Below are 19,471 nucleotides of genomic sequence, written 5' to 3'. Positions count from 1 at the left end.
CGCGTGACCGCTCGAGAATGAGCCATCATGTCCCCCAGACGCTGGCGTCAGCCCGCATCCATCTGCGTTTGTCCGAATGACAACCGCCACCGGAAGTGGAGGATACATGAAGTTACACGCAAGTAAATACTGCGTGCATTTGTTGCGATAATGTAATCAAGGGTTGCATTCGCTTGCGCGGTCACGCAAAGGCAAAAACGGGTGTTATTTTGTGAACTTACCGCTTCAGACTGCCGAGAATCCCGCGCACCAGCGCCCGCCCCACGGAGGTCGCGACCGAGCGGGCCGCGCTCTTCATCGCCGCCTCGATGACGCTCTCGCGCTGATAGCCGGAGCGGCGTTTGGTCGTCGTGCGGCCGGAGGATGTCTCCGTCGGCTCGTCGCCGAAACCGGGAAGCGTCCAGCGACCGGCAGCGCTGTCGCCGCTCTCGGCCTTTTCCTCGGCCGCGCGCTTGGCCGCTTCCGCCTCGGCCGCCTTCTTGGCCCGTGCCATGAGAATTTCGTAGGCCGATTCCGAATCGAGATCGACGTCATACTGCCCGGCGACCGGCGAGAGGTTCATCACCTTTTGACGTGTTGCATCGTCGATCGGCCCGACCTTGCCGGAGGGCGGACGGATCAGCGTGCGCTCGACCATGGAGGGAATGCCCTTGGCTTCGAGTGTCGAGACAAGCGCCTCGCCGATGCCGAGCTGGGAGATCGCATCGGCACAGTCGAAGGCCGGATTGGGCCGGAACGTGTCTGCCGCCGTCTTCACCGCCTTCTGCTCACGCGGCGTATAGGCGCGCAGCGCGTGCTGCACCCGGTTGCCAAGCTGGGCGAGCACGGTTTCCGGCACGTCGAGCGGGTTCTGCGTAACGAAGTAAACGCCGACGCCCTTCGAGCGGATCAGGCGCACGACCTGCTCGACCCGCTCGAGCAGCACTTTCGGCGCGTCATTGAAGAGAAGATGGGCCTCGTCGAAGAAGAAGACCAGCTTCGGCTTGTCGAGATCGCCCACCTCGGGCAGTTCCTCGAACAGTTCCGAGAGCAGCCAGAGCAGGAAGGTCGCGTAAAGACGCGGATTCATCATCAGCTTGTCGGCAGCCAGGATGGAAATCGCACCGCGCCCGTCATTCGTCGTGCGCATGATGTCGGTGACCTTGAGCGCCGGTTCACCGAAGAAATTCTCCGCCCCCTGCTGTTCGAGGATCAGCAAGCCTCGCTGCAGCGTCGCGATCGATGCCTTGGAGATGAGGCCGAACTGGCTGGACAATTCCGTCGCATGCTCGGCCATATAGGTCAGAAGCGCCTGCAGATCCTTGAGATCCATCAGCGGCAGCCCGCCTTCGTCGGCAATCTTGAAGGCGATGTTGAGCGCGCCTTCCTGGGCCTCCGAGGCATTCATCAGGCGCGACAGAAGCAGCGGCCCCATCTCGGCCACGGTGGTGCGCACCCGGTGGCCTTTCTCGCCGTAGAGATCCCAGAAGATGACGGGGAATTCGGCTGGCGCAAAATCGGTGAAACCGATCTGCTCCGCGCGCTGGGTGATCCAGTCCTTCGGTTCGCCCATGGCGGCAATGCCGGAGAGGTCGCCCTTGATGTCGGAGGCAAAGACCGGCACGCCGGCCTCGGAGAAGCTTTCCGCCAGCACCTGCAGCGTCACAGTCTTGCCGGTGCCGGTCGCCCCGGTCACGATCCCATGGCGGTTGCCGTATTTCAAAGCCAGATATTCGGCCTTGTTCAGGCTGTCGTCCGGATTGCGGCTGGTGCCGAGATAGAGCGAACCTTCTTGCAGCATGCGGACGTGTCTCCCATTCGTCATCAGGACTTCAGTTTTCTCTTATAGGTGCAGTATCGGACATCGACAACGGTCGGATGTCCCGCCATGATGCAGGGGACCCGCTTCCGGATGGTCAGGCGGTCGCCCCTTCGGTCCCGGCAAATTTCACCGGCCCGAGCCGACAGGCGCTTGAGTTCGGAAACGACTTCCGTTACGTTGACGTCAACGTCAAAAAATGCCTCAGGAGGACTTCGAGAATGAGCGAAATCGTCACCCGCATCGCCGACAGTGTCGGCATTTCCCCGGACAAGGCCGAAACGGCGCTCGGCATGATGCTCGGTTTCCTGCAGCGTGAAGCCGCTGACGGCCCGGTCGCCAAGATGATCGAAGCGATCCCCGGCGCCGCTGAACTGGTTGCCAAGCACAATGGCGAAGGTTCCGGCGGCGGCGGTCTGCTCGGTGGCCTGATGAGCGCCATCGGCGGCGGCGGCGTCATGGGTCTCGGCCAGCAGCTGATGTCTCAAGGGCTCGGCATGGGCGAGATCTCCACCCTCGCCAAGGAAACCATGTCGGTTGCCCGCGAATATGCCGGTGCTGACGTGGTCGACGAGGTGGTCGCCTCCGTTCCGGGCCTCAGCCAGTTCGTCTGAGCCATCAGTCGTTGCAAAAGCAAATCAACCGTCGGATGCAGATCCGGCGGTTTTTTTATTGGCTCGCGGATCGGATTTATTGTTCCATTCCTGGAACATGAGAATGGGCTTGCATGGCATGGGCATCTGCACGGCCAGTCACCGGTCTGTACCATCCCAGAATTGGGGTGGCGCTGTATCGCAGGGCCTGTGAGCCATCGTGAATTCAATCAAATATTGTTTTCAGCGAAAAAAATTCGCGCATTGCGTTTGTTATTTGCGGCGAGACCATGCTGTCATTTAGCAGTCGTTAACATGAAGCGGGTTTGATTGATGCATGTATTCAAGGCGAGGGGCCAACATGCTGTCGAACTACCTGAACGCGAACAAGCTTGCCGATGACATGAGAGCCCTTTCCAAAGCGCAGGCGATGATCTCGTTCGCGCCGGACGGCACGATCCTCGAGGCAAACGAGAACTTCCTGAAGACCCTCGGCTACCGCCTTGAGGAGATCGTCGGAAAGCACCACCGCATCTTTTGCGACGAGGAACTCCGCCAGTCGCCAGATTACCAGCGGTTCTGGCCAGATCTCGCTGCGGGTCGTTTCCAGAGCGGCCAGTTCCGCCGCCAGAGCAAGGCCGGCGACGATGTCTGGATCGAGGCGACCTACAATCCGGTCTTTCATGGGGGCCGCGTGGTGCGAATCCTGAAGATCGCCTCCGACATCACCGCGAGCAAGATCGCCGCCTTGCATGACGGCAATCGCCTGCGGGCAATCGACCAGTCGCAGGCCATCATCGAGTTCGAGGTCGACGGTGCCGTCGTGCAGGCAAACGACAACTTCCTGAAGGCCATGGGCTATGACCAGGCCGAGATCATCGGCAAGCACCATCGCATGTTCTGCGATCCCGCCTATGTCGACACTGCAGATTACGCCCGTTTCTGGGAGCGCCTGCGCGCCGGCGAATTCATCGCCTCCAATTTCGTCCGTTACGGCAAGGGTGGCCGCGAGGTGTGGATCCAGGCTGCCTATACGCCGGTCTTCAATTCGCGCGGCAAGGTCTACAAGGTGATCAAGGTGGCCACCGACATCAGCCCGCGCATGCGCGCCGTCAAGATCATCGGCCAGGCCATCAAGCGCCTTGCCGATGGCGATCTCACCGTCCGCCTCACCGAATCGCTTGATCCGGTGCTGGAGAACACGCGCCATGACGTCAACACGGCGGCCGAAGCGCTTGATCAGACCATGACCGGCATCGTGCGGGCGGCCCAGACCTTGTCTGAAAATGCCGCCGTCATCAGTGAGGTCTCCAACAGCATCGCCTCCAACGGTGAACGTCAGGCAGCGACGGTCGAGGAGACGGCAGCTGCTCTCGAAGAGATCAACCGCACGGTCAAGGACACGACGACCCGCACACTCGATACCACCCGCCTTGTCGGCGAGACCCGCGCCAATGCCGAGGCCTCCGGCACGATCGTCACACAGGCGACCACGGCGATGGGCGAAATCGCCGGCTCATCGCGCGAGATTGAAAATATCATCGGCGTTATCGACGAGATCGCCTTCCAGACGAATCTGCTGGCGCTCAATGCAGGCGTCGAGGCGGCAAGGGCGGGAGAGGCGGGCAAGGGCTTTGCCGTTGTTGCCCAGGAGGTGCGTGAACTCGCCCAGCGCTCGGCCAGCGCCGCCAAGGATATCAAGGGCCTCATCGCCAAGTCCGCGGATGCTGTCCGCCATGGCGTCGCCCTCGTCGACAAGACGGGCCATGCGCTCGTGTCGATCGTCGATCAGGTTCAGGAAATCGACGGCAACGTCGATGCGATCTCGGTCGCGGCTCGCGATCAGGCTCAGGGTATCGGCGAAATCAACGGCTCGATCAGCATGCTCGACAAGGTGACGCAACAGAGTGCGGCGACCGTGGAAGAGGCGAGCGCTGCCGCCAACTCGCTCGCCGACGGCGCAAGAGACCTCTATGGCCTCGTTTCCCGTTTCCAGACCTCGGCACTGAAACCCGGTCAGATGCAGAACGCAGTGGGTCGGGCGGCCTGAGGGGGGCAAAAGGGATCGCCCTTTCACATCACCTCATGCGGCGTGGCGATCGCCACCCGTGACGGGGCGATGCGGAAATCCTTCGGCAGCATGCGGTGATGTGCCATCACCATCTGGCAGGCGCTGCGGGCATCCTGGCGCAGGTCGTGATGGATGACGAAGGTCAGTTGTCCGCCTGCCAGCAGGGTGCGGTTTTCGGCATCGAGATCGTGGGCGGCAAAGACGTCGATCTTGCGATTCTCCTGCGCAAACGCACTGAGGATCGCCCGGTTGCCGCCGCCGATCGAATAGACGGCGCGGATCTCGGGCTCGGCTGCGAGCGCCGCCTTCACCTGTTGCTCGGTCGTGCGATCGACGCCGAAGCCTTCCGAAACGGTGACGGCCCCAAGATGCGGTGCATCCCGCTGCAGTGCATCGCAAAAGCCGCGCTCCCGCTCCTCTTCCCCTGCAAACCGGGCACTCGACAGCGTCAGCAGCACCTTGCCCCCGGTCGGCCCCGCCATGCGCGCCAGCAGATAGGCGACCGTTGCCCCGGCCACCCGGTTGTCCATGCCGACATAGCCCAGGCGCACCGGCGCCGGCAGGTCGGTCACCAGCGTCACGACGGGAATGCCGCTTTGCATCAGCCCGCCCGCCATGTCGGCGACCGCCGGCGTCGAGGGCACTTTCAGCACCACGCCATGACTGCCGCGTCGGCGGATGCGCGCCAGGATCGCCAGAAGGTCGCGCTCCGCGAACCTATCGGCTACATGGAAGCGGGCCGACAGCGAGGCTGGCCGCAGGGCCGGCAGTTCCGCCTCGAAGGCGGCGCGCACGGCATTGGAAAAGCGCTGCGGCGTTTCCATGACAATGTCGATGACGAGGCGCCGCCCGGCGATGCGCGCCTGCGCATACTGCCGCTCGAGCTCGCCAATCGCCGCCTCGATGCGAAGCCCCGTCGCCTTGGCCACATGCGAGCGCCCATGCAGCGCCCGATCGACGGTGGCGAGGCTGAGACCGGACTGCAGGGCGATCTCCTTGAGCGGGAAGGGTGGGCGCATGGTCTAACCTTGAGGTGTTTTTGAGGTCTTTACCTGCTCATGTCTCGCGCGCGTCTTGTCTATGGTCAAGTCGAAAAGAGCATTTCGGGAGGAAGTCATGGATGTCAGGATTTTGAGCAGCCGCCGACGCCAGAAGGTCTGGCTCGACACCCAGGCCGGAGACATCGAGCCGTTTCGCGCGCTCGTCGCGCAGGAAACCAATCCCGCAGATTGGCCTTTCGCCATGGGGGTGGAAAAGAATGTCCTGATCTACGACGGGGACACGGTGAACAGGCTGGCCCGCAATCCCGACAGCCGCCGCGAGTTGATGGCGGAATGGGTCGAAGCCTTCTCGACCGGACCCGGGGTGATCGTCATCAGGGCGGCCATTGCCGATCATGCCGTGATCGATCGCGCCACCGAGGTCTTCAACGAGATCGTCCAGGCGGAGAAGGAAGCGGGCAAGGCCGCCGCAGACCATTTCGCCAAGCCCGGCGCCAATGACCGCATCTGGAACGCGCTGCAGAAACACGCGCTCGCCGACCCCGACAATTTCGCCCGTTACTATGCATCGGATGCGATCGCCATGGCATCGGAAGCCTGGCTCGGTCGCGGCTACCAGATGACGGCGCAGATGAACCGGGTCAATCCCGGCGGCAAGGCGCAGGTCCCGCATCGCGACTACCATCTCGGCTTCATGTCGCCGGAGCAGATGCAGGCCTATCCGGGCCACATCCACGCCATTTCGCCGGTGCTCACCCTGCAGGGTGCGGTCGCCCATTGCGACATGCCGGTCGAAAGCGGCCCGACGCTCTTTCTGCCCTATTCGCAGAGCTTCTTTGAGGGCTACCTCGCCTTCGGCCGGCCGGAATTCCAGGCCGTCTTTGCTGAACGGCATGTCCAGCTGCCGCTGTCCAAGGGCGACGCGGTCTTCTTCAATCCGGCGCTCATGCATGGCGCCGGCAACAATGTCTCCACCGATATCTGGCGCATGGCGAACCTCTTGCAGGTCTCCTCCGCCTTCGGTCGCGCCATGGAGACTGTCGATCGCGACGCCATGTGCAGGGCCGTCTATCCGGCCCTGCTGGCTGCCGAGAGGACTGGATCGCTGACCTCGGCCGAAATCGCCAATGCCATCGCCGCAACCGCCGAGGGATATGCCTTCCCGACCAACCTCGACAGTGATCCCCCGGTCGGTGGCCTTGCGCCGAAGACGCAGAACACCATGATGACGGAAGCGCTGCAGGCGGGCATGGAACCGGATGCCTTCGCAGCGCTCGTCGAGACACAGGCTGCCAAGCGCAGGGCATGAGGAAGACAATGGGAAGACTGGACAACAAGATCGCCGTCGTCACCGGCGGCACGCAGGGGCTCGGCGCGGAGGTCGCGCGGCTCTTTGCCGAGCGCGGCGCGAGTGGCCTCGTCATCTGCGGCCGCAGCCGGGACAAGGGCCAGGCAAAGGCGCGTGACATCACCGAGCGCTACGGCATCCCGGTGCATTTCGTCGCCGCCGATCTGGGCAATGTCGCGGATTGCCGCCGGGTCATTGCCGCCGCCGACGAAACCTTCGGCCGCATCGACGCCCTGGTCAATGTCGCTGCCATCACCGATCGCGGCACCATTCTCGACACCGATGAGGCCCTGTTCGATCGCATGTTCGCCATCAACACCCGCGCGCCCTTCTTCCTCATCCAGGATGCGGTCAAGCTGATGCTGCGTGATGGCATCGAGGGCACAATCGTCAACATCTCCTCCATGTCTGCAATGGCCGGCCAGCCCTTCATCGCCGCCTATTGCGCCTCCAAGGGCGCGCTCGACACGCTGACCCGCAATGTCGCCTTCGGCCTGTTGAAGAACCGCATCCGCTGCAACGCTCTCAACATCGGCTGGATGGCGAGCGACGGCGAAGACCGCATCCAGCGCGAATTTCACGGCGCGTCCTCGGACTGGCTGGAAAAGGCCGCCGCCCGCCAGCCTTTCGGACGGCTGGTCGACCCGGCCGAAATTGCCCGTGCCTGTGCCTATCTGTCGTCGCAGGAGAGCGGCCTGATGACCGGCGCCACGATCAATTTCGACCAGTCGGTCTGGGGCGCCTATGAGGACAGCCCGCATCCGAAGGAGAAGATGACGCTCTGAGGAGAGGCGAGGGAGGTCGGGGCACCCCCGACCCGGCCTCCCTCAAAGGCTGAAGCGGATTTCGTAGCGTGTCCCGTCACTCGTCTCGCGGGTCATCTCGCCGTCTATCTGGCGAACGAACGCATCGACCAGTCCGGTGCCGGAACGGCGCGTCGTCTCCGCCTCCATGCCGATCCCGTCATCTTCGACAGTCAGGCGCGCCGCACCATCGCCTGTCTCTTCGAGCACGAGGCGAATAATGCCTGTCTCCCGGCCGGCAAAGGCGTGTTTCACAGCATTTGTCACCAGTTCGAGCGCGGCAAGCGTCAGCGGCGATGCCCGGTCGGCCGACACCACGATGCCATCCGGCAGCACGGTCTGCAGCGTGATTGCCCGATCCTCCGGCACAAGCGTCGCCGGGTCGAGCGCCCGGCGCAACAGGTCGCCCAGGTCGATCGTCTCGCCATGGTTCGAGCGGTAGAGCAAATCATGCACCTCTGCGAGCGCCCGCACCCGCAACTGCAGGTCCTGCGCATCGATGCTGCCGCGCCGTGCCTGGATATTGATGAGGCTCGTCACCAGGGCGAGATTGTTCTTCACCCGGTGGTTCATCTCGCGCACCAGTTCGGCCCGCTGCTGCGCCAGGTTCTCCGCTTCCGTCAGTTTCAGAGCCTGCCGGTCGGTCGCCCGTTGCGCCAGCATGCTGCGCCGCGCGAGAGACGTGGCGGCGAGTGTGAACGCCCCCATGGCGACCATCAGCAGCCAGACGGGCATGGCGCTCCACACCGTGGCAGTAAAGATGGATCGCGTGGGAACGCCGAAATTGGCGGTAAGCGGCATGTGCTCCAACCGGCTGTAGGCATAGATGCGGCGGATCCCGTCCGATACGGCGAGGGCCTCGTAGACCCCTTCGGGTGCTACGGCCATGTTCTGCCGGGCAGGCGTGTCGGGCGGAAGAAGGATCGGCTCGCCGGGAACCTGACGCACCATGAGCTTGCCGTCGTCGCGGATCAGCGAGGCCGCCTCATCGACATGGGCCGCCACCGAACGCAGGAAGCTGCGGCTGGTCTCGGTGGCCACCGATGAGACGATCATGCCGCGAAAATCATTGGTGATGAAGGGACTGGCCACGATCATGGCGTCTTCGCCGCCCGGCTCCAGCCGGATGCGGTCGATGAAGAGCCGGCTGCCATTCCGGATCGCCTGCACGTAGTCAAGCGTGACGACGACGCCAGAATCGACCGGGAACATGCGGCTGGAGGCGACCACCTGTCCCTCGTCGCTGATCACCACGAGGCCGAAATTGTCCTGCTGGCGGGCATCGATGCCGGCAAGGAAACTGTGAAAGGCCTGTGATCGGATGAAATCGGCCGGCTCGCCCGAAACCCGGCTGCGGGCCGCGCCATGTTTGACGATCTCCGTCCCGATCAGCCTCTGGGAATATTGCCGGACCAAAGCAACAGTGTCGACCGCATGGTCGATCGCGATGGCCTTCTGCTCCTGAAAGGCGATGCCGCCCCAGATCAGGCAGCCGACGACCGGCAGAACGACACTGCCGAGCTGGATGGTCCGAAACCAGCGCAAGACCATGTCGGGCCCCCAGATCGTCACGCCAGACACCTCTCCTGCGAAAAGACTTCAATTCCTATGTCGCTTTTAGAGCATGCGAGGTTCCGTGATGCAACCGGGGGAACGATCCATGCGCCGCACCGTTGAAAAGGTGAATGGCAATGGCAAGGAGACGCTTGATGACGGACGAAACGACCAACCACCGCGAGAACGGCCAGCGCAAGCTCGGCAATCCGGCAGAGGCTTCGGACCATCGCGAAGCCCGCGAACCCGGCAGCAATGCCGACCGGATGCGCAAGACTACGTCCGGCGAGACAGGCGGCAACGGCGGTGGAAGAGAACGGCTGGACGACGGGCCCGGCGCCGGCCCGGACGCGGCACGCCACGACGCCCTTCGCGAGGCGGGCCGTCTCAGTGCGCCGGATGCCTATCTTGTCGAACAGGACATGGAAGATGCTGGGGAGCGTCAGGGCGACGACGGCCTCGATGGCCGACCGTCTCCGCTCGCCAATGCCGACAACCCGCAGCGCTGAACACGCAACCGGTCGGGCCGAAACGGAGCTGAAAGGATAATGGGATGGACTGGCAGAGCATGCTGTTCCAGGGTTGGCCTGGCATCATTCGCACACTTCTCGTCGGAACGCTTGCCTATGTGACGCTGGTTTTCTTCCTGCGCATTTCCGGCAAGCGCACCCTGTCCAAGCTCAATGCCTTTGACCTTGTCGTCACGGTTGCGCTCGGATCAACGCTCTCTGCGATCCTCTTGCAGGAATCGATTGCGCTTGCGGAAGGTGCCGCCGCCCTCGGACTGCTGATCCTGCTGCAATATCTCGTCACCTTTGCCTCGGTGCGCTCCGGCCGGCTCGCAAGAGCCGTCCGTTCCGAGCCGACGCTTCTTGCAAGGAGTGGCAGTTTCTGTGACGCCGCCATGATCAGCCAGCGCGTGACCGAGGATGAGGTCATGAGCGCCGTGCGCGCCAATGGCAGCGCGGAACTCAGTGGCGTTGCGGCCGTGATACTCGAAAGTGACGGCACGCTCAGCATCGTGAAGGGGTGAAATCCTGGCGGAGTGAAGGCACGCGCCGCGCGCGTCAGTCCGCATCGTCTTTCTTGTCCGCCCTCTCGGTTGCCCGATGCAGGGATTGTGGACTGGGCACACCCTGCCACGGCCAGCGACCCGAGATTTCCACCTCCAGGGAGAGGCTGAGGAAGGTGCGGATCACCACGATCACCGCCAGCACAAGCACCGAATCGAGGCTCGGTTCTACCGCCACCGTGTTGATGATGTCGCCGGCCACCATCAGCTCGAGGCCGAGCAGGATGGCCCGCCCCATGCCGGCCCGCAAGCTGCTATAGGCATCGAGCGTGCCGGGCGCCTTCAGATAGGCAATTCCAGCGATCGCGATTCCGATCACGATGACCGCCACGCCGACGGCTTCAATCGCGCGGGTGATCACATGCATGATGCTGACAAAGTCCATTGCGCCTCTTCCTCTTCAAAACTGGAACGTCCGGCACGGCATTCGGTTGCAGGTTCCGATCCGCATGCCCGGCACCTTTCGGCCGCTCGCGCGTTGAATGCAAGAATACTGCCGACAATTCGAAAGGCCACCAGGCGACAGGGAGACCGACATGCAGAACTTCGATCTGAGCACCATGACCAGGGATGAGCTGGACCAGCTGATCGCCGACGCGACCAGCGAACGCGGGCGGCGCGAGGCCCCGGAGGAAGACACGACCGGCGCCGGCGGCGTGTCTGGACAGGACGTGAACGATCCCGATCATGGCGCCATCACCACGCCGACCCCGCATGCCGTTCGCGAGCAGGGGCCGACCGGCCTCAAGCCGGGCGCACGCGTGGAAGGCACGACCGTGAAGGATGCCGATGAAGTCGATGCGCCGTCTTCCGGCGGCATCGAGGATGCCGCACGCCGCGTCGTCTGACATCTCCTCTACCGATGCCGGCCCCAGGGGCCGTCCGGCCGCCATGCATCGAAACGGATGCATGGCGGCCTTTTTTTGATCTGGCAATCCGCAATGAGAGTGGCCGGGCATGCCCGTCTGGCCGACATGGTCAAGGGATGATTGCCAGACAGGTCGCGCCGGGATAGTGCTCGCCGGTGATCACCGCTCTTGCCACCTATCTCGCGCTTTTTCTCGCGGCCTTCCTGGCTGCGACCATCGTCCCGGCCCAGTCGGAAGCCGTGCTCGTCGGTCTGATCCTTGCCGACGACCAGCCGGTGGTTGCTTTGCTGCTTGTCGCGACGGCAGGCAATGTCCTGGGCTCCGTGGTCAACTGGCTGCTCGGCCGCTTCATCGAGCATTTCCGCGACCGCCCTTGGTTTCCGGTGTCCCGGCCAAGGCTCGCCCAAGCCGAGACCTGGTATCGCCGCTTCGGCATCTGGTCGCTGCTTTTGTCCTGGGTGCCGATCATCGGCGATCCGCTGACGGTCGTCGCCGGCATATTGCGCACGCCCTTCCTGACATTCCTCGCGCTCGTTACGCTCGCCAAGGCCGGGCGTTACATCGTGCTCGCGGCGGCTACATTGCAGGTTGCGGGATAATACAATCCTGGCCTGCGTGTCTGCCGGATAGAATCCGCTAAAATTCTAATGGATGTGTTGACGGGATCATCAGGCGTGCCTGCGATGCTCCAAAATAACGTCCTGCTCTACAATGCTTGCCCACCCAGTCCGGAGAAAAACCATGCAGATCTCCAATCTTGCCGCCCTGGCAACTCTCACCCTTGCACTGTCGACGGCACCCCTTGTGCCTTTCTCCGATAGTATCGGGGGCGCGACAACGGCCTTTGCCAAGGATAAGGGCGGTGGCGGAAATGGTGGTGGCAACGGCGGCGGGAACGGCGGCGGGAACGGTGGCGGCAAGAGCGGCGACAGCGGCGCCGGCAAGGACCGTGGCTCCAATGGTCGAGAAGCCAAGTCTGCAGACCGCGGCCACGCCAGTGCGGCTGCCAAAGACAAGGGCGTGAAGGGCAATTTTCTGACGAAGACTTTCGCTGCCATTACTGGAAAGGCACAGAAGCCTGGCAAGACGCAGCTATCCGAAAAGCGAGCTAAGGCTCCAAGCCGCAAATCGACCGTAGTTCAGCCGACCGAGCCCGTCACCACGCTCGCGTCTGTACCCAAGGTGAAGCCTGAAGTCCGACCCGCCAACGCCGACCTCGCCGGCCTGAATTCGCTGAACCGCAATTACCGCGCCTACCTGAACTCCGCAGACCCGCGCATGGCGGCGATCCGCGACTACGCGGTCGCTTATGCGACCTACGAGCTTGCAAGCGGCATCGACACGCTTCCCACGGATCAGACATTGGGAGACGACGCATTGCGCGCGGCGCTTGAGGCTGCAGCAAAGCCCGGCACGTCCATTGATGATAGCACGCTCGACTGGGCCAAGGATCTGCTCGGTGTCGGACCGGCGATTGGCAAGATCGATGAGATCAGGGAGGAACTCGCGGCTGCAGAACCGGTCGAACCGCCCGTCGATCCTGTGGTCGATCCGGTCACCGATCCCGTGACGGATCCAGTAACAGATCCGACGACAGAGGTAGTTGAAGAGCCGGCACCATCGGAACAACCTGTCGATGAAGCGACACTTCTGCCGTCCGACGCAACGGCGGCACCGATAGCCACGCCATAAGGCAGATAAGATACCGAGACGGTCAGCGGGAGGTCAGGCGGTGATCTTCACCCCGGCTGCCAGTGCTGCCGAAATCAGCGCCTTGCGGCCGTCTTCTTCCTTCGCCTTGCCCTGGGCCACGGCGCCGAGCACCAACAGCGCCTTGTCCAGCGCCTCGCTCTCTTCCTCCGGCCAATCCTCGATCAGCGCCCAGGACGCGCCGAGCGAGCAGTCGACGACCACATCCTCGCCCTCTTCGCCGATCCCGTGCAGGATCACGGGTTTGCTCCAGGTCTGCGTCATGTCTCTTCGTCTTTCCATCGTCTCAAGTGGCGCTTCAGCGCCTGTTCGTGGCGGCTCTATAAAGGTCAAATCGCCTTTCCGCCATCGCCGATCCACTCAAGCGCGTTTCGGCACCAGCCCGTCGAGCGATGAGAAGATCTCGTCCGGCGGGTGATCCACGTACTCGTCCGGCGCGCCGGACCGGTTGATCCAGTGGCAGGCAAAGCCGAAGGCCTTGGCGCCGGCAATGTCCCAGCGGTTGGAGGACTGGAAGGCGATGTCGGGTGCGGCGATCCGGTAGGTGGACGTGACCAGCGCATAGGCCGCCGGCGCCGTCTTGTAGATCTTCAGCGCATCCACCGAGAAAATGTCGTCGATCAGGCCGCCAATGCCGGCTGCGGCCACGGCCTCGTCGAGCATGCGGGGCGTGCCGTTGGAAAGGATCGCGATCTTCGCCCCTCGCTCACGAAGCGTGGTCAGGACACCGGGCACTTCAGGAAAGCAGTCGAGCCGCCTGTAGGCATCGAGGAGATCGTCCCTGAGACGACGATCCACCGCCGGATACCGGGCGAAACAGAAATCGAGCGCGTCTTGTGTGAGTGCGGAGAAATCCCGGTACTGCCCGATCAGACTTGTCACCCAGGTATATTCGAGTTGCTTCACCCGCCAGAGATCGGAAAAGGCTGCCGCATCCGGCCCGATCGTCGCCGCATGCCGGCGCACGGCGGCATGCACGTCGAACAGCGTGCCATAGGCGTCGAAGACATAGGCCTTTGGGCGGGCCTCGCTCACGCCGGCGTCGTTTGATGCGGTCACTGTCATGAATACTCCTCCTTGCAGGAGGGTAGGGCGCCGGCCGAAGGTGATCAAGTCGCCCTGACTTGGCGATTGGTCTCAGCTCCGCCGGGCCGCCAGGCGGCCCCGGTCATGCTCGACCATATCGAAGCCGCGTTGTGTCAACCGGAACTGGCGTTTCTGGAATTCGCCACGGATCTCGATCAGCCCCTGTTCCTCAGCCTCGCCCAGGGTCTTCAGGCTCGTACCCTTCGGCGGTGTCTGCCAGTCCCGGCCTTGGGCCGCATGCAGCAATACCATGATCTTGATCATCGGGGTCTTTCTCCGGACAATGCCGATCTCAGCCTTGCCAGCCTCAGGCTCTGCCGCAGATCGGATGGCGCTGGCACAGTGGATGGCCACCGGCACGCCGAATATTGAACTGGATGCTGCTATGCCTGAGCTTTTGCCTAGCGTCGATCCAAAAATGGAAGATCAGGCACCGGCAAACGCCGGGAAAGCCAACCATAGCCTGTCGGGTTCCGGGTTGAGGCCCCCAGAGGGTTCTTCAGCGCCGCACTGATTCGCGACTGCCAGCCAGGCCCCTCCGCACGCAAGACGTCGATCGCCGCCCGACGGGCTGCGTCACTCGCCCAGATCCTGATCGATCTCCGTCAGCGCCCGGTCGACATGCCCCTCGAAGACCAGCGTCTCCTCCTCGGTAATGATCAGGATCTCCGGCGCCCCCCGCACCCGCACATGCTGCGATTGCGCCAGCCCCTCGTCGAGACCGCGGGTCAGAAGATCCATGAAGCGTGTGCCGGGTCCGGTGATCGCGATCGGCATGGTCTCCTCGGCAAGGCTCAGCATCCGCGCAAGTCCCTGGCCGAGCGCCAGACCCGCCTGGCGGAAGGCATATTCGGAGGCGCGATGCCCCTGACGGGCGCGACTGGCGATTTTTTCCATCTCCAGAAGCGGCACGAATTTCGCCGGGATCGTGTCCGGCGGCACTTCGAAGGCCATGCGCAGGATGCCGTAAAAGCCGGCAGACGCCTCGATGCAGCCGATCGCGCCGCAGCGACACAGCTTGCCGTCATTGGCATGCAGCATATGGCCGAAATTCGGGGCCCGGATCTCGAGATCGCCATGCTGGTCGCGATAGGCGATGCCGAGCCCGATCGAGTGGCCGAGCGACAGTGTCGCGAGCGAAGCGAGAGGCGTTCCGCGGGTCTTCTCCAGGCGCAGTGCCAGCGCATGGGTCACGAGCAGGCTCTCGTTGAAGAGCTGGATGCGGCTGCCGCCGAACTCGGTGAGTGCTGTCTCGAAGTCGAGCTCTTCATAGCCGAAGACGGGCGACCAGAGCAGCTTTGCACCCTCGCGGTCGACCAGTCCCTTGCTGGAAATGGAGATCGTCGAGATGGCCGAAGAGGGCAGGCGCGAGCGCTGGATCAGCCGGGCGATCGCGGCGCGAAACCCCTCGAGAAAACGCCCCGGCGATTCCAGACCCTGTTCGCGGGCCTCCTCGATTCGGTCGATCATCGTGCCGCGATAATCGGCGAGTGAATATTGAACGGCATGCGAGGAAATGCGCACGGCGATCACATGGGCGGCGTCCCGCCGCCGGGCAAAAAGCGCGCGCGGTCGACCGCGCTGGCCGGCATTGGCGACCTCGCGCCGTTCCAGCAATCCGTTCTTTTCGAGATGGGTGGTAATGGCGGAAACCGTTGCCGATGAAAGCCCCGTCGCGGCCGAAAGATCGGTATGCGCAAGCGGCCCCTCGCGTCGGAGCACCTTCAGCACAAGCCCGTTGTTCTGGTGGCGCACAGCTTCCGTGCTCGCCCTCGGACTGGCTGTCATGATGGGCTTGCCGCCCGCTCTTGTCTGATCCACCGCATGCTCCTCCCAAAGCATTTGGTCACTGTCTTTGCAAGCCTCCGCCAGGCCATGTTGACAGCGTGGGAATCTTCTGCCAGTTATTTTCTCGACTGTCGAGAAAAACCATTGGACGGGGGTCCATGGGGTAAGGGCAGTTTCGCAGCGGGTCGTAGGTTGGGAGGTCTTCCGACGGTCCGCTTTCACCTTGGGAGGTTTAAAATGAAATCCGTATTGAAGCTGATGGCAGCGACTGCCGTCATCGTGAGCCTGCATTCCGTTGCCAATGCAGAAGGCCTGACCGTAGGCGTCTCCTGGTCGAACTTCCAGGAAGAGCGTTGGAAGACGGATGAAGCCGCGATCAAGGCAGCGCTTGAAGCCGCCGGCAACAAGTACATCTCTGCCGACGCCCAGACGTCCGCCGCCAAGCAGCTGACCGATGTCGAAAGCCTGATCGCACAGGGCGCAAACGCTCTGATCGTTCTCGCCCAGGATTCGGAAGCCATCGGCCCGGCCATCGAAAAGGCCACCGCTGAAGGTATCCCGGTCGTCGGTTACGACCGCCTGATCGAGAACCCGGACGCCTACTACATCACCTTCGACAACAAGGAAGTGGGCCGCATGCAGGCTCGCGAAGTGTTCAAGGCGAAGCCGGAAGGCAATTACGTCTTCATCAAGGGCGCCTCGACCGACCCGAACTCCGACTTCCTCTATTCGGGCCAGATCGAAGTCCTGAAGGAAGCCATCGACTCCGGCAAGATCAAGAATGTCGGCGAAGCCTACACGGACGGCTGGAAGCCGGAAGCTGCTCAGAAGAACATGGAGCAGTTCCTGACCGCCAACAACAACGCGGTTGACGCCGTTGTTTCGTCCAACGACGGCATGGCCGGCGGTGTGGTTGCGGCTCTGGAAGCCCAGGGTCTCGCTGGCGCCGTACCGGTCTCCGGTCAGGACGGCGACAAGGCCGCTCTGAACCGCGTCGCACTCGGCACCCAGACCGTGTCTGTCTGGAAGGACAGCCGCGAACTCGGCAAGAAGGCTGCTGAAATCGCCAACGAACTTGCTGCCGGCAAGTCGATGGACGAAGTCGAAGGCACCGTGAAGTTCGCCGGCGGCCCGAAGGGCGTCGAAATGAACTCCTACTTCATCGCTCCGCTGCCGATCACCAAGGACAACCTCGCCACCGTCATCGACGCTGGCTGGATCTCCAAGGAAGAGGCCTGCCAGGGCGTTGCCGCCGGTTCTGTTGCAGCCTGCAACTGATCGACCGTGACTGACCACAGAGCTTGAGCCGGGACGCCGCAGCCATTGCGCTGCGGCGTTTCGACTGGTCGGACGCATCGCGGCGAGGGCCGGCAACACGGCTTTAAGGGGCCGCCTGTCGCAGGCTTCACCACAGAATGAGATGTCCCGATCCGCAAGGCGGGTACGAATCCCGCAGGCCTGCGCAAGACGCGCGGCCTTCGCAAGCCGACAAACGACTGGGGAGAATAATTCGTATGGCGGATAACAGCCTTGCCACACCCGCGCACGGAGCCCGGGCATCCAATGTTTCAGCGCTGAAGCGCTTCTTCCAGGCCACCGAGATCGACACGCGCCTGCTCGGCATGGTGATCGCGCTGGGGCTGATCTGGGTCGGCTTCGACATCCTGTCGAACGGCCTTTTCCTGACCTCGCGCAACCTGTGGAACCTCTCGGTTCAGGCCGCCTCGGTTTCGGTCATGGCAACGGGCATGGTGCTGGTCATCGTTACCCGCAACATCGACCTGTCCGTCGGCTCGATCCTCGGTTTTGTCGGCATGATCATGGCGGTGCTTCAGGCCCGCATCCTGCCGCCGATCATCGGCTTCGAACATCCGATGATGTGGATCATCGCCCTGTCGGCCGGCATTCTCGCCGGCGCCGCGATCGGCGCGCTGCATGGTGCCATCATTGCCTTCCTCGGCGTACCCGCCTTCATCGTCACGCTCGGCGGCCTGCTCGTCTGGCGCGGGGCTGCCTGGATGGTCACGTCAGGTGCAACGGTTGCCCCGATGGACACCACCTACCGCCTGATGGGCGGTGGTGCGGATGGTTCGATCGGCGTCACCGCAAGCTGGATCGTCGGCCTCGTCGCCTGCCTGCTGATCGTACTGTCCATTCTCAACACCCGCCGGCAGCGTCGCCGCTTCGGCTTTCCTCTGCGCCCGGTCTGGGCGGAATATTTCCTCGCCATCTCCGGCTGCATTGCCGTGCTCGGTGCCGTCTGGGTGGCCAACAGCTATTACATGCCGGTCAATCTGGCCCGCAGATATGCCGAGGCCAATGGCATCGCCTGGCCCGAAGGTGGTCTGCAGATCGGCCTGGGCATCGCCGTTCCGGTGCTGATCGCCATCGGCATTGCCATGGTCATGGCCTTCATCACCAACCGCACTCGCTTTGGCCGCTACGTCTTCGCGATCGGTGGCAATCCGGAAGCCGCCGAACTCGCCGGCATCAAGGTCAAGTGGGTCATCGTCAAGATGTTCGCGCTGATGGGCGCTCTCTGCGCCATCGCCGCCGCCATCTCGACCGCCCGCCTCAATGCCGCGACCAATGCGCAGGGCACGCTCGACGAACTCTACACCATCGCGGCAGCCGTTATCGGCGGCACGTCGCTTGCCGGTGGCGTCGGCACCATCGCCGGCGCCATGCTTGGCGCCATCGTCATGCAATCACTGAATTCGGGCATGGTTCTGCTCGGTCTCGACACACCGCTCCAGAGCATCGTCATCGGTATCGTGCTCGTCGTTGCGGTCTGGCTCGACACCGTCTACCGCTCGCGTGCGAAGTAAGGGGAGCTGAAATCATGTCGGAAAAACGTACCCCCCTCGTGGAAATGCGTAACGTTTCCATCGCCTTCGGCGGCATCCATGCCGTCGATGACGCCTCCATCGACCTCTTCCCCGGCGAAGTCGTGGCCCTGCTCGGCCACAATGGTGCCGGCAAGTCGACCCTGATCAAGATACTCTCCGGCGCCTACAAGCGCGACAACGGCGATATCCTGGTCCGTGGCGATTTCGCCGACATCAACAATCCGCGCGACGCCAAGCGATACGGGATCGAGACGATCTACCAGACGCTTGCCGTCGCCGATAACGTCGATGCCGCCGCCAACCTCTATCTCGGCCGCGAGTTGCGCACCCCCTGGGGCACGCTCGATGACGTCGCGATGGAAGCCAAGGCGCGTGAAGTCATGGGGCGCTTGAACCCCAATTTCCAGCGCTTCAAGGAGCCGGTAAAGGCGCTTTCCGGTGGTCAGCGCCAGTCGGTGGCGATCGCGCGTGCGATCCTCTTCGATGCCCAGATCCTGATCATGGACGAACCGACGGCAGCACTGGGGCCGCAGGAAACCGCCCAGGTCGGTGACCTCATCATGCAGCTGAAGAAAGACGGCATCGGCATCTTCCTGATCAGCCACGACATCCACGACGTCTTCGACCTCGCAGACCGCGTCTTCGTCATGAAGAACGGTCGCGTTGTGGGCCATGCCCGCACCGAAGATGTCACCAAGGACGAAGTGCTCGGCATGATCATCCTCGGCAAGTGCCCTCCGGGAGCCGTGCCAGGACCGGGCGCCATGCAGACGGCGTGATGGTCGAAGCGAGATGAACGACAGGCGAGGGGGCGAAAGCCCCCTCGTTTGCGTTCGGGGCCCTGCAACGGCTCTGAGGTCAGGTTGCGCGTGACGCTCTTCCACCGCCGCGATGCACGCCCCTTCGCACGCCCATGGAACAATCCTCGC

The 19,471-nt window shown here is 63.2% G+C and carries 20 protein-coding genes; 12 read left to right on the top strand and 8 right to left on the bottom strand.

The window, feature by feature from the left end:
- Nucleotides 1–217 precede the first annotated feature (217 nt).
- Complete coding sequence (locus tag LJE98_RS18230; RefSeq protein ID WP_229576685.1) at nucleotides 218–1,780, bottom strand: helicase HerA-like C-terminal domain-containing protein; 1,563 nt, start codon at nucleotides 1,778–1,780, stop codon at nucleotides 218–220.
- 239 nt (nucleotides 1,781–2,019) lie between these two features.
- On the opposite strand from LJE98_RS18230, the gene LJE98_RS18225 reads away from it, so the two are divergent.
- Both LJE98_RS18225 and LJE98_RS18220 read left to right on the top strand, forming a co-directional pair.
- The gene (locus LJE98_RS18225) at nucleotides 2,020–2,412 is read left to right on the top strand and encodes a hypothetical protein (protein ID WP_229576684.1); all 393 of its coding nucleotides are present in this window, start codon (nucleotides 2,020–2,022) and stop codon (nucleotides 2,410–2,412) included.
- Between the two features lie 340 nt (nucleotides 2,413–2,752).
- Nucleotides 2,753–4,441, top strand: coding sequence for a methyl-accepting chemotaxis protein (locus tag LJE98_RS18220; protein WP_229576683.1), 1,689 nt, complete (start codon nucleotides 2,753–2,755; stop codon nucleotides 4,439–4,441).
- Between the two features lie 23 nt (nucleotides 4,442–4,464).
- Here the strand turns inward: LJE98_RS18220 and LJE98_RS18215 are convergent, their stop codons facing one another.
- On the bottom strand, nucleotides 4,465–5,481 hold the full coding sequence (locus tag LJE98_RS18215; RefSeq protein WP_229576682.1) for a LacI family DNA-binding transcriptional regulator: 1,017 nt from the start codon (nucleotides 5,479–5,481) through the stop codon (nucleotides 4,465–4,467).
- 97 nt (nucleotides 5,482–5,578) lie between these two features.
- Here LJE98_RS18215 and LJE98_RS18210 point away from each other — a divergent pair, with 97 nt between their 5' ends.
- Both LJE98_RS18210 and LJE98_RS18205 read left to right on the top strand, forming a co-directional pair.
- Nucleotides 5,579–6,772 carry a phytanoyl-CoA dioxygenase family protein gene (locus LJE98_RS18210; protein ID WP_229576681.1) on the top strand — a complete coding sequence of 398 codons (1,194 nt, stop codon included), beginning with the start codon at nucleotides 5,579–5,581 and terminating at the stop codon, nucleotides 6,770–6,772.
- An 8-nt stretch (nucleotides 6,773–6,780) separates the two neighbouring features.
- Complete coding sequence (locus LJE98_RS18205) at nucleotides 6,781–7,596, top strand: SDR family oxidoreductase (RefSeq protein WP_229576680.1); 816 nt, start codon at nucleotides 6,781–6,783, stop codon at nucleotides 7,594–7,596.
- 42 nt (nucleotides 7,597–7,638) lie between these two features.
- On the opposite strand, the gene LJE98_RS20245 is transcribed toward LJE98_RS18205, so the two are convergent.
- The gene (locus tag LJE98_RS20245; RefSeq protein WP_229576679.1) at nucleotides 7,639–9,186 is read right to left on the bottom strand and encodes a sensor histidine kinase; all 1,548 of its coding nucleotides are present in this window, start codon (nucleotides 9,184–9,186) and stop codon (nucleotides 7,639–7,641) included.
- 137 nt (nucleotides 9,187–9,323) lie between these two features.
- Between LJE98_RS20245 and LJE98_RS18195 the strand changes: the two genes are divergently transcribed.
- Both LJE98_RS18195 and LJE98_RS18190 read left to right on the top strand, forming a co-directional pair.
- Nucleotides 9,324–9,677, top strand: coding sequence for a hypothetical protein (locus tag LJE98_RS18195; protein WP_229576678.1), 354 nt, complete (start codon nucleotides 9,324–9,326; stop codon nucleotides 9,675–9,677).
- Nucleotides 9,678–9,721: 44 nt separating this feature from the next.
- Nucleotides 9,722–10,201 (top strand): DUF421 domain-containing protein, encoded by a 480-nt coding sequence (locus LJE98_RS18190; protein WP_229576677.1) that lies wholly within the window; start codon nucleotides 9,722–9,724, stop codon nucleotides 10,199–10,201.
- A 34-nt stretch (nucleotides 10,202–10,235) separates the two neighbouring features.
- Here LJE98_RS18190 and LJE98_RS18185 read toward each other — a convergent pair whose 3' ends face one another.
- Nucleotides 10,236–10,625 (bottom strand): DUF1622 domain-containing protein, encoded by a 390-nt coding sequence (locus LJE98_RS18185; RefSeq protein ID WP_229576676.1) that lies wholly within the window; start codon nucleotides 10,623–10,625, stop codon nucleotides 10,236–10,238.
- A 151-nt stretch (nucleotides 10,626–10,776) separates the two neighbouring features.
- Between LJE98_RS18185 and LJE98_RS18180 the strand changes: the two genes are divergently transcribed.
- The 3 genes from LJE98_RS18180 to LJE98_RS18170 all read left to right on the top strand — a co-directional run bounded on the left by LJE98_RS18180 (nucleotide 10,777) and on the right by LJE98_RS18170 (nucleotide 12,801).
- Nucleotides 10,777–11,088, top strand: a complete 312-nt coding sequence (locus LJE98_RS18180; protein ID WP_229576675.1) for a hypothetical protein — start codon at nucleotides 10,777–10,779, stop codon at nucleotides 11,086–11,088.
- 179 nt (nucleotides 11,089–11,267) lie between these two features.
- Nucleotides 11,268–11,708, top strand: coding sequence for a YqaA family protein (locus LJE98_RS18175; RefSeq protein ID WP_229576757.1), 441 nt, complete (start codon nucleotides 11,268–11,270; stop codon nucleotides 11,706–11,708).
- Nucleotides 11,709–11,850: 142 nt separating this feature from the next.
- A complete protein-coding gene (locus tag LJE98_RS18170; RefSeq protein ID WP_229576674.1) occupies nucleotides 11,851–12,801 on the top strand; it encodes a hypothetical protein in 951 nt (316 codons plus the stop codon).
- 33 nt (nucleotides 12,802–12,834) lie between these two features.
- Here the strand turns inward: LJE98_RS18170 and LJE98_RS18165 are convergent, their stop codons facing one another.
- From LJE98_RS18165 to LJE98_RS18150, 4 genes are all read right to left on the bottom strand, one after another.
- Entirely contained in the window at nucleotides 12,835–13,083 is a 249-nt protein-coding gene (locus tag LJE98_RS18165; protein ID WP_229576673.1) for a DUF982 domain-containing protein, read from the bottom strand.
- A 96-nt stretch (nucleotides 13,084–13,179) separates the two neighbouring features.
- A complete protein-coding gene (locus LJE98_RS18160; protein ID WP_229576672.1) occupies nucleotides 13,180–13,884 on the bottom strand; it encodes a haloacid dehalogenase type II in 705 nt (234 codons plus the stop codon).
- 72 nt (nucleotides 13,885–13,956) lie between these two features.
- On the bottom strand, nucleotides 13,957–14,169 hold the full coding sequence (locus tag LJE98_RS18155; RefSeq protein ID WP_229576671.1) for a hypothetical protein: 213 nt from the start codon (nucleotides 14,167–14,169) through the stop codon (nucleotides 13,957–13,959).
- Nucleotides 14,170–14,481: 312 nt separating this feature from the next.
- Nucleotides 14,482–15,693 carry an ROK family transcriptional regulator gene (locus tag LJE98_RS18150; protein WP_229576756.1) on the bottom strand — a complete coding sequence of 404 codons (1,212 nt, stop codon included), beginning with the start codon at nucleotides 15,691–15,693 and terminating at the stop codon, nucleotides 14,482–14,484.
- A 237-nt stretch (nucleotides 15,694–15,930) separates the two neighbouring features.
- On the opposite strand from LJE98_RS18150, the gene xylF reads away from it, so the two are divergent.
- The 3 genes from xylF (at nucleotide 15,931) to LJE98_RS18135 (ending at nucleotide 19,321) form a co-directional block, all read left to right on the top strand.
- A complete protein-coding gene (gene xylF / locus LJE98_RS18145; RefSeq protein ID WP_229576670.1) occupies nucleotides 15,931–16,971 on the top strand; it encodes a D-xylose ABC transporter substrate-binding protein in 1,041 nt (346 codons plus the stop codon).
- A gap of 236 nt (nucleotides 16,972–17,207) precedes the next feature.
- The gene (locus tag LJE98_RS18140) at nucleotides 17,208–18,521 is read left to right on the top strand and encodes a sugar ABC transporter permease (protein WP_229576669.1); all 1,314 of its coding nucleotides are present in this window, start codon (nucleotides 17,208–17,210) and stop codon (nucleotides 18,519–18,521) included.
- A 14-nt stretch (nucleotides 18,522–18,535) separates the two neighbouring features.
- Nucleotides 18,536–19,321, top strand: coding sequence for an ATP-binding cassette domain-containing protein (locus LJE98_RS18135; protein WP_229576668.1), 786 nt, complete (start codon nucleotides 18,536–18,538; stop codon nucleotides 19,319–19,321).
- The last annotated feature ends 150 nt before the right edge of the window (nucleotides 19,322–19,471 follow it).

It is taken from the genome of Rhizobium sp. 'Codium 1' (assembly GCF_020889605.1).
Classification (GTDB): domain Bacteria; phylum Pseudomonadota; class Alphaproteobacteria; order Rhizobiales; family Rhizobiaceae; genus Allorhizobium; species Allorhizobium algae.
The sequence above is the reverse complement of the archived record's forward strand: the minus strand, read 5'-3'. Positions and strand labels throughout refer to the sequence as shown.

Bases quoted from the DNA above. Each gene is read 5' to 3' on its own strand.
- LJE98_RS18230 (WP_229576685.1), bottom strand. From the start codon at position 1,780: ATGCTGCAAGAAGGTTCGCTCTATCTCGGCACCAGCCGCAATCCGGAC.
- LJE98_RS18225 (WP_229576684.1), top strand. From the start codon at position 2,020: ATGAGCGAAATCGTCACCCGCATCGCCGACAGTGTCGGCATTTCCCCG.
- LJE98_RS18220 (WP_229576683.1), top strand. From the start codon at position 2,753: ATGCTGTCGAACTACCTGAACGCGAACAAGCTTGCCGATGACATGAGA.
- LJE98_RS18215 (WP_229576682.1), bottom strand. From the start codon at position 5,481: ATGCGCCCACCCTTCCCGCTCAAGGAGATCGCCCTGCAGTCCGGTCTC.
- LJE98_RS18210 (WP_229576681.1), top strand. From the start codon at position 5,579: ATGGATGTCAGGATTTTGAGCAGCCGCCGACGCCAGAAGGTCTGGCTC.
- LJE98_RS18205 (WP_229576680.1), top strand. From the start codon at position 6,781: ATGGGAAGACTGGACAACAAGATCGCCGTCGTCACCGGCGGCACGCAG.
- LJE98_RS18195 (WP_229576678.1), top strand. From the start codon at position 9,324: ATGACGGACGAAACGACCAACCACCGCGAGAACGGCCAGCGCAAGCTC.
- LJE98_RS18190 (WP_229576677.1), top strand. From the start codon at position 9,722: ATGGACTGGCAGAGCATGCTGTTCCAGGGTTGGCCTGGCATCATTCGC.
- LJE98_RS18185 (WP_229576676.1), bottom strand. From the start codon at position 10,625: ATGGACTTTGTCAGCATCATGCATGTGATCACCCGCGCGATTGAAGCC.
- LJE98_RS18180 (WP_229576675.1), top strand. From the start codon at position 10,777: ATGCAGAACTTCGATCTGAGCACCATGACCAGGGATGAGCTGGACCAG.
- LJE98_RS18170 (WP_229576674.1), top strand. From the start codon at position 11,851: ATGCAGATCTCCAATCTTGCCGCCCTGGCAACTCTCACCCTTGCACTG.
- LJE98_RS18165 (WP_229576673.1), bottom strand. From the start codon at position 13,083: ATGACGCAGACCTGGAGCAAACCCGTGATCCTGCACGGGATCGGCGAA.
- LJE98_RS18160 (WP_229576672.1), bottom strand. From the start codon at position 13,884: ATGACAGTGACCGCATCAAACGACGCCGGCGTGAGCGAGGCCCGCCCA.
- LJE98_RS18155 (WP_229576671.1), bottom strand. From the start codon at position 14,169: ATGATCAAGATCATGGTATTGCTGCATGCGGCCCAAGGCCGGGACTGG.
- LJE98_RS18150 (WP_229576756.1), bottom strand. From the start codon at position 15,693: ATGACAGCCAGTCCGAGGGCGAGCACGGAAGCTGTGCGCCACCAGAAC.
- xylF (WP_229576670.1), top strand. From the start codon at position 15,931: ATGAAATCCGTATTGAAGCTGATGGCAGCGACTGCCGTCATCGTGAGC.
- LJE98_RS18140 (WP_229576669.1), top strand. From the start codon at position 17,208: ATGGCGGATAACAGCCTTGCCACACCCGCGCACGGAGCCCGGGCATCC.
- LJE98_RS18135 (WP_229576668.1), top strand. From the start codon at position 18,536: ATGTCGGAAAAACGTACCCCCCTCGTGGAAATGCGTAACGTTTCCATC.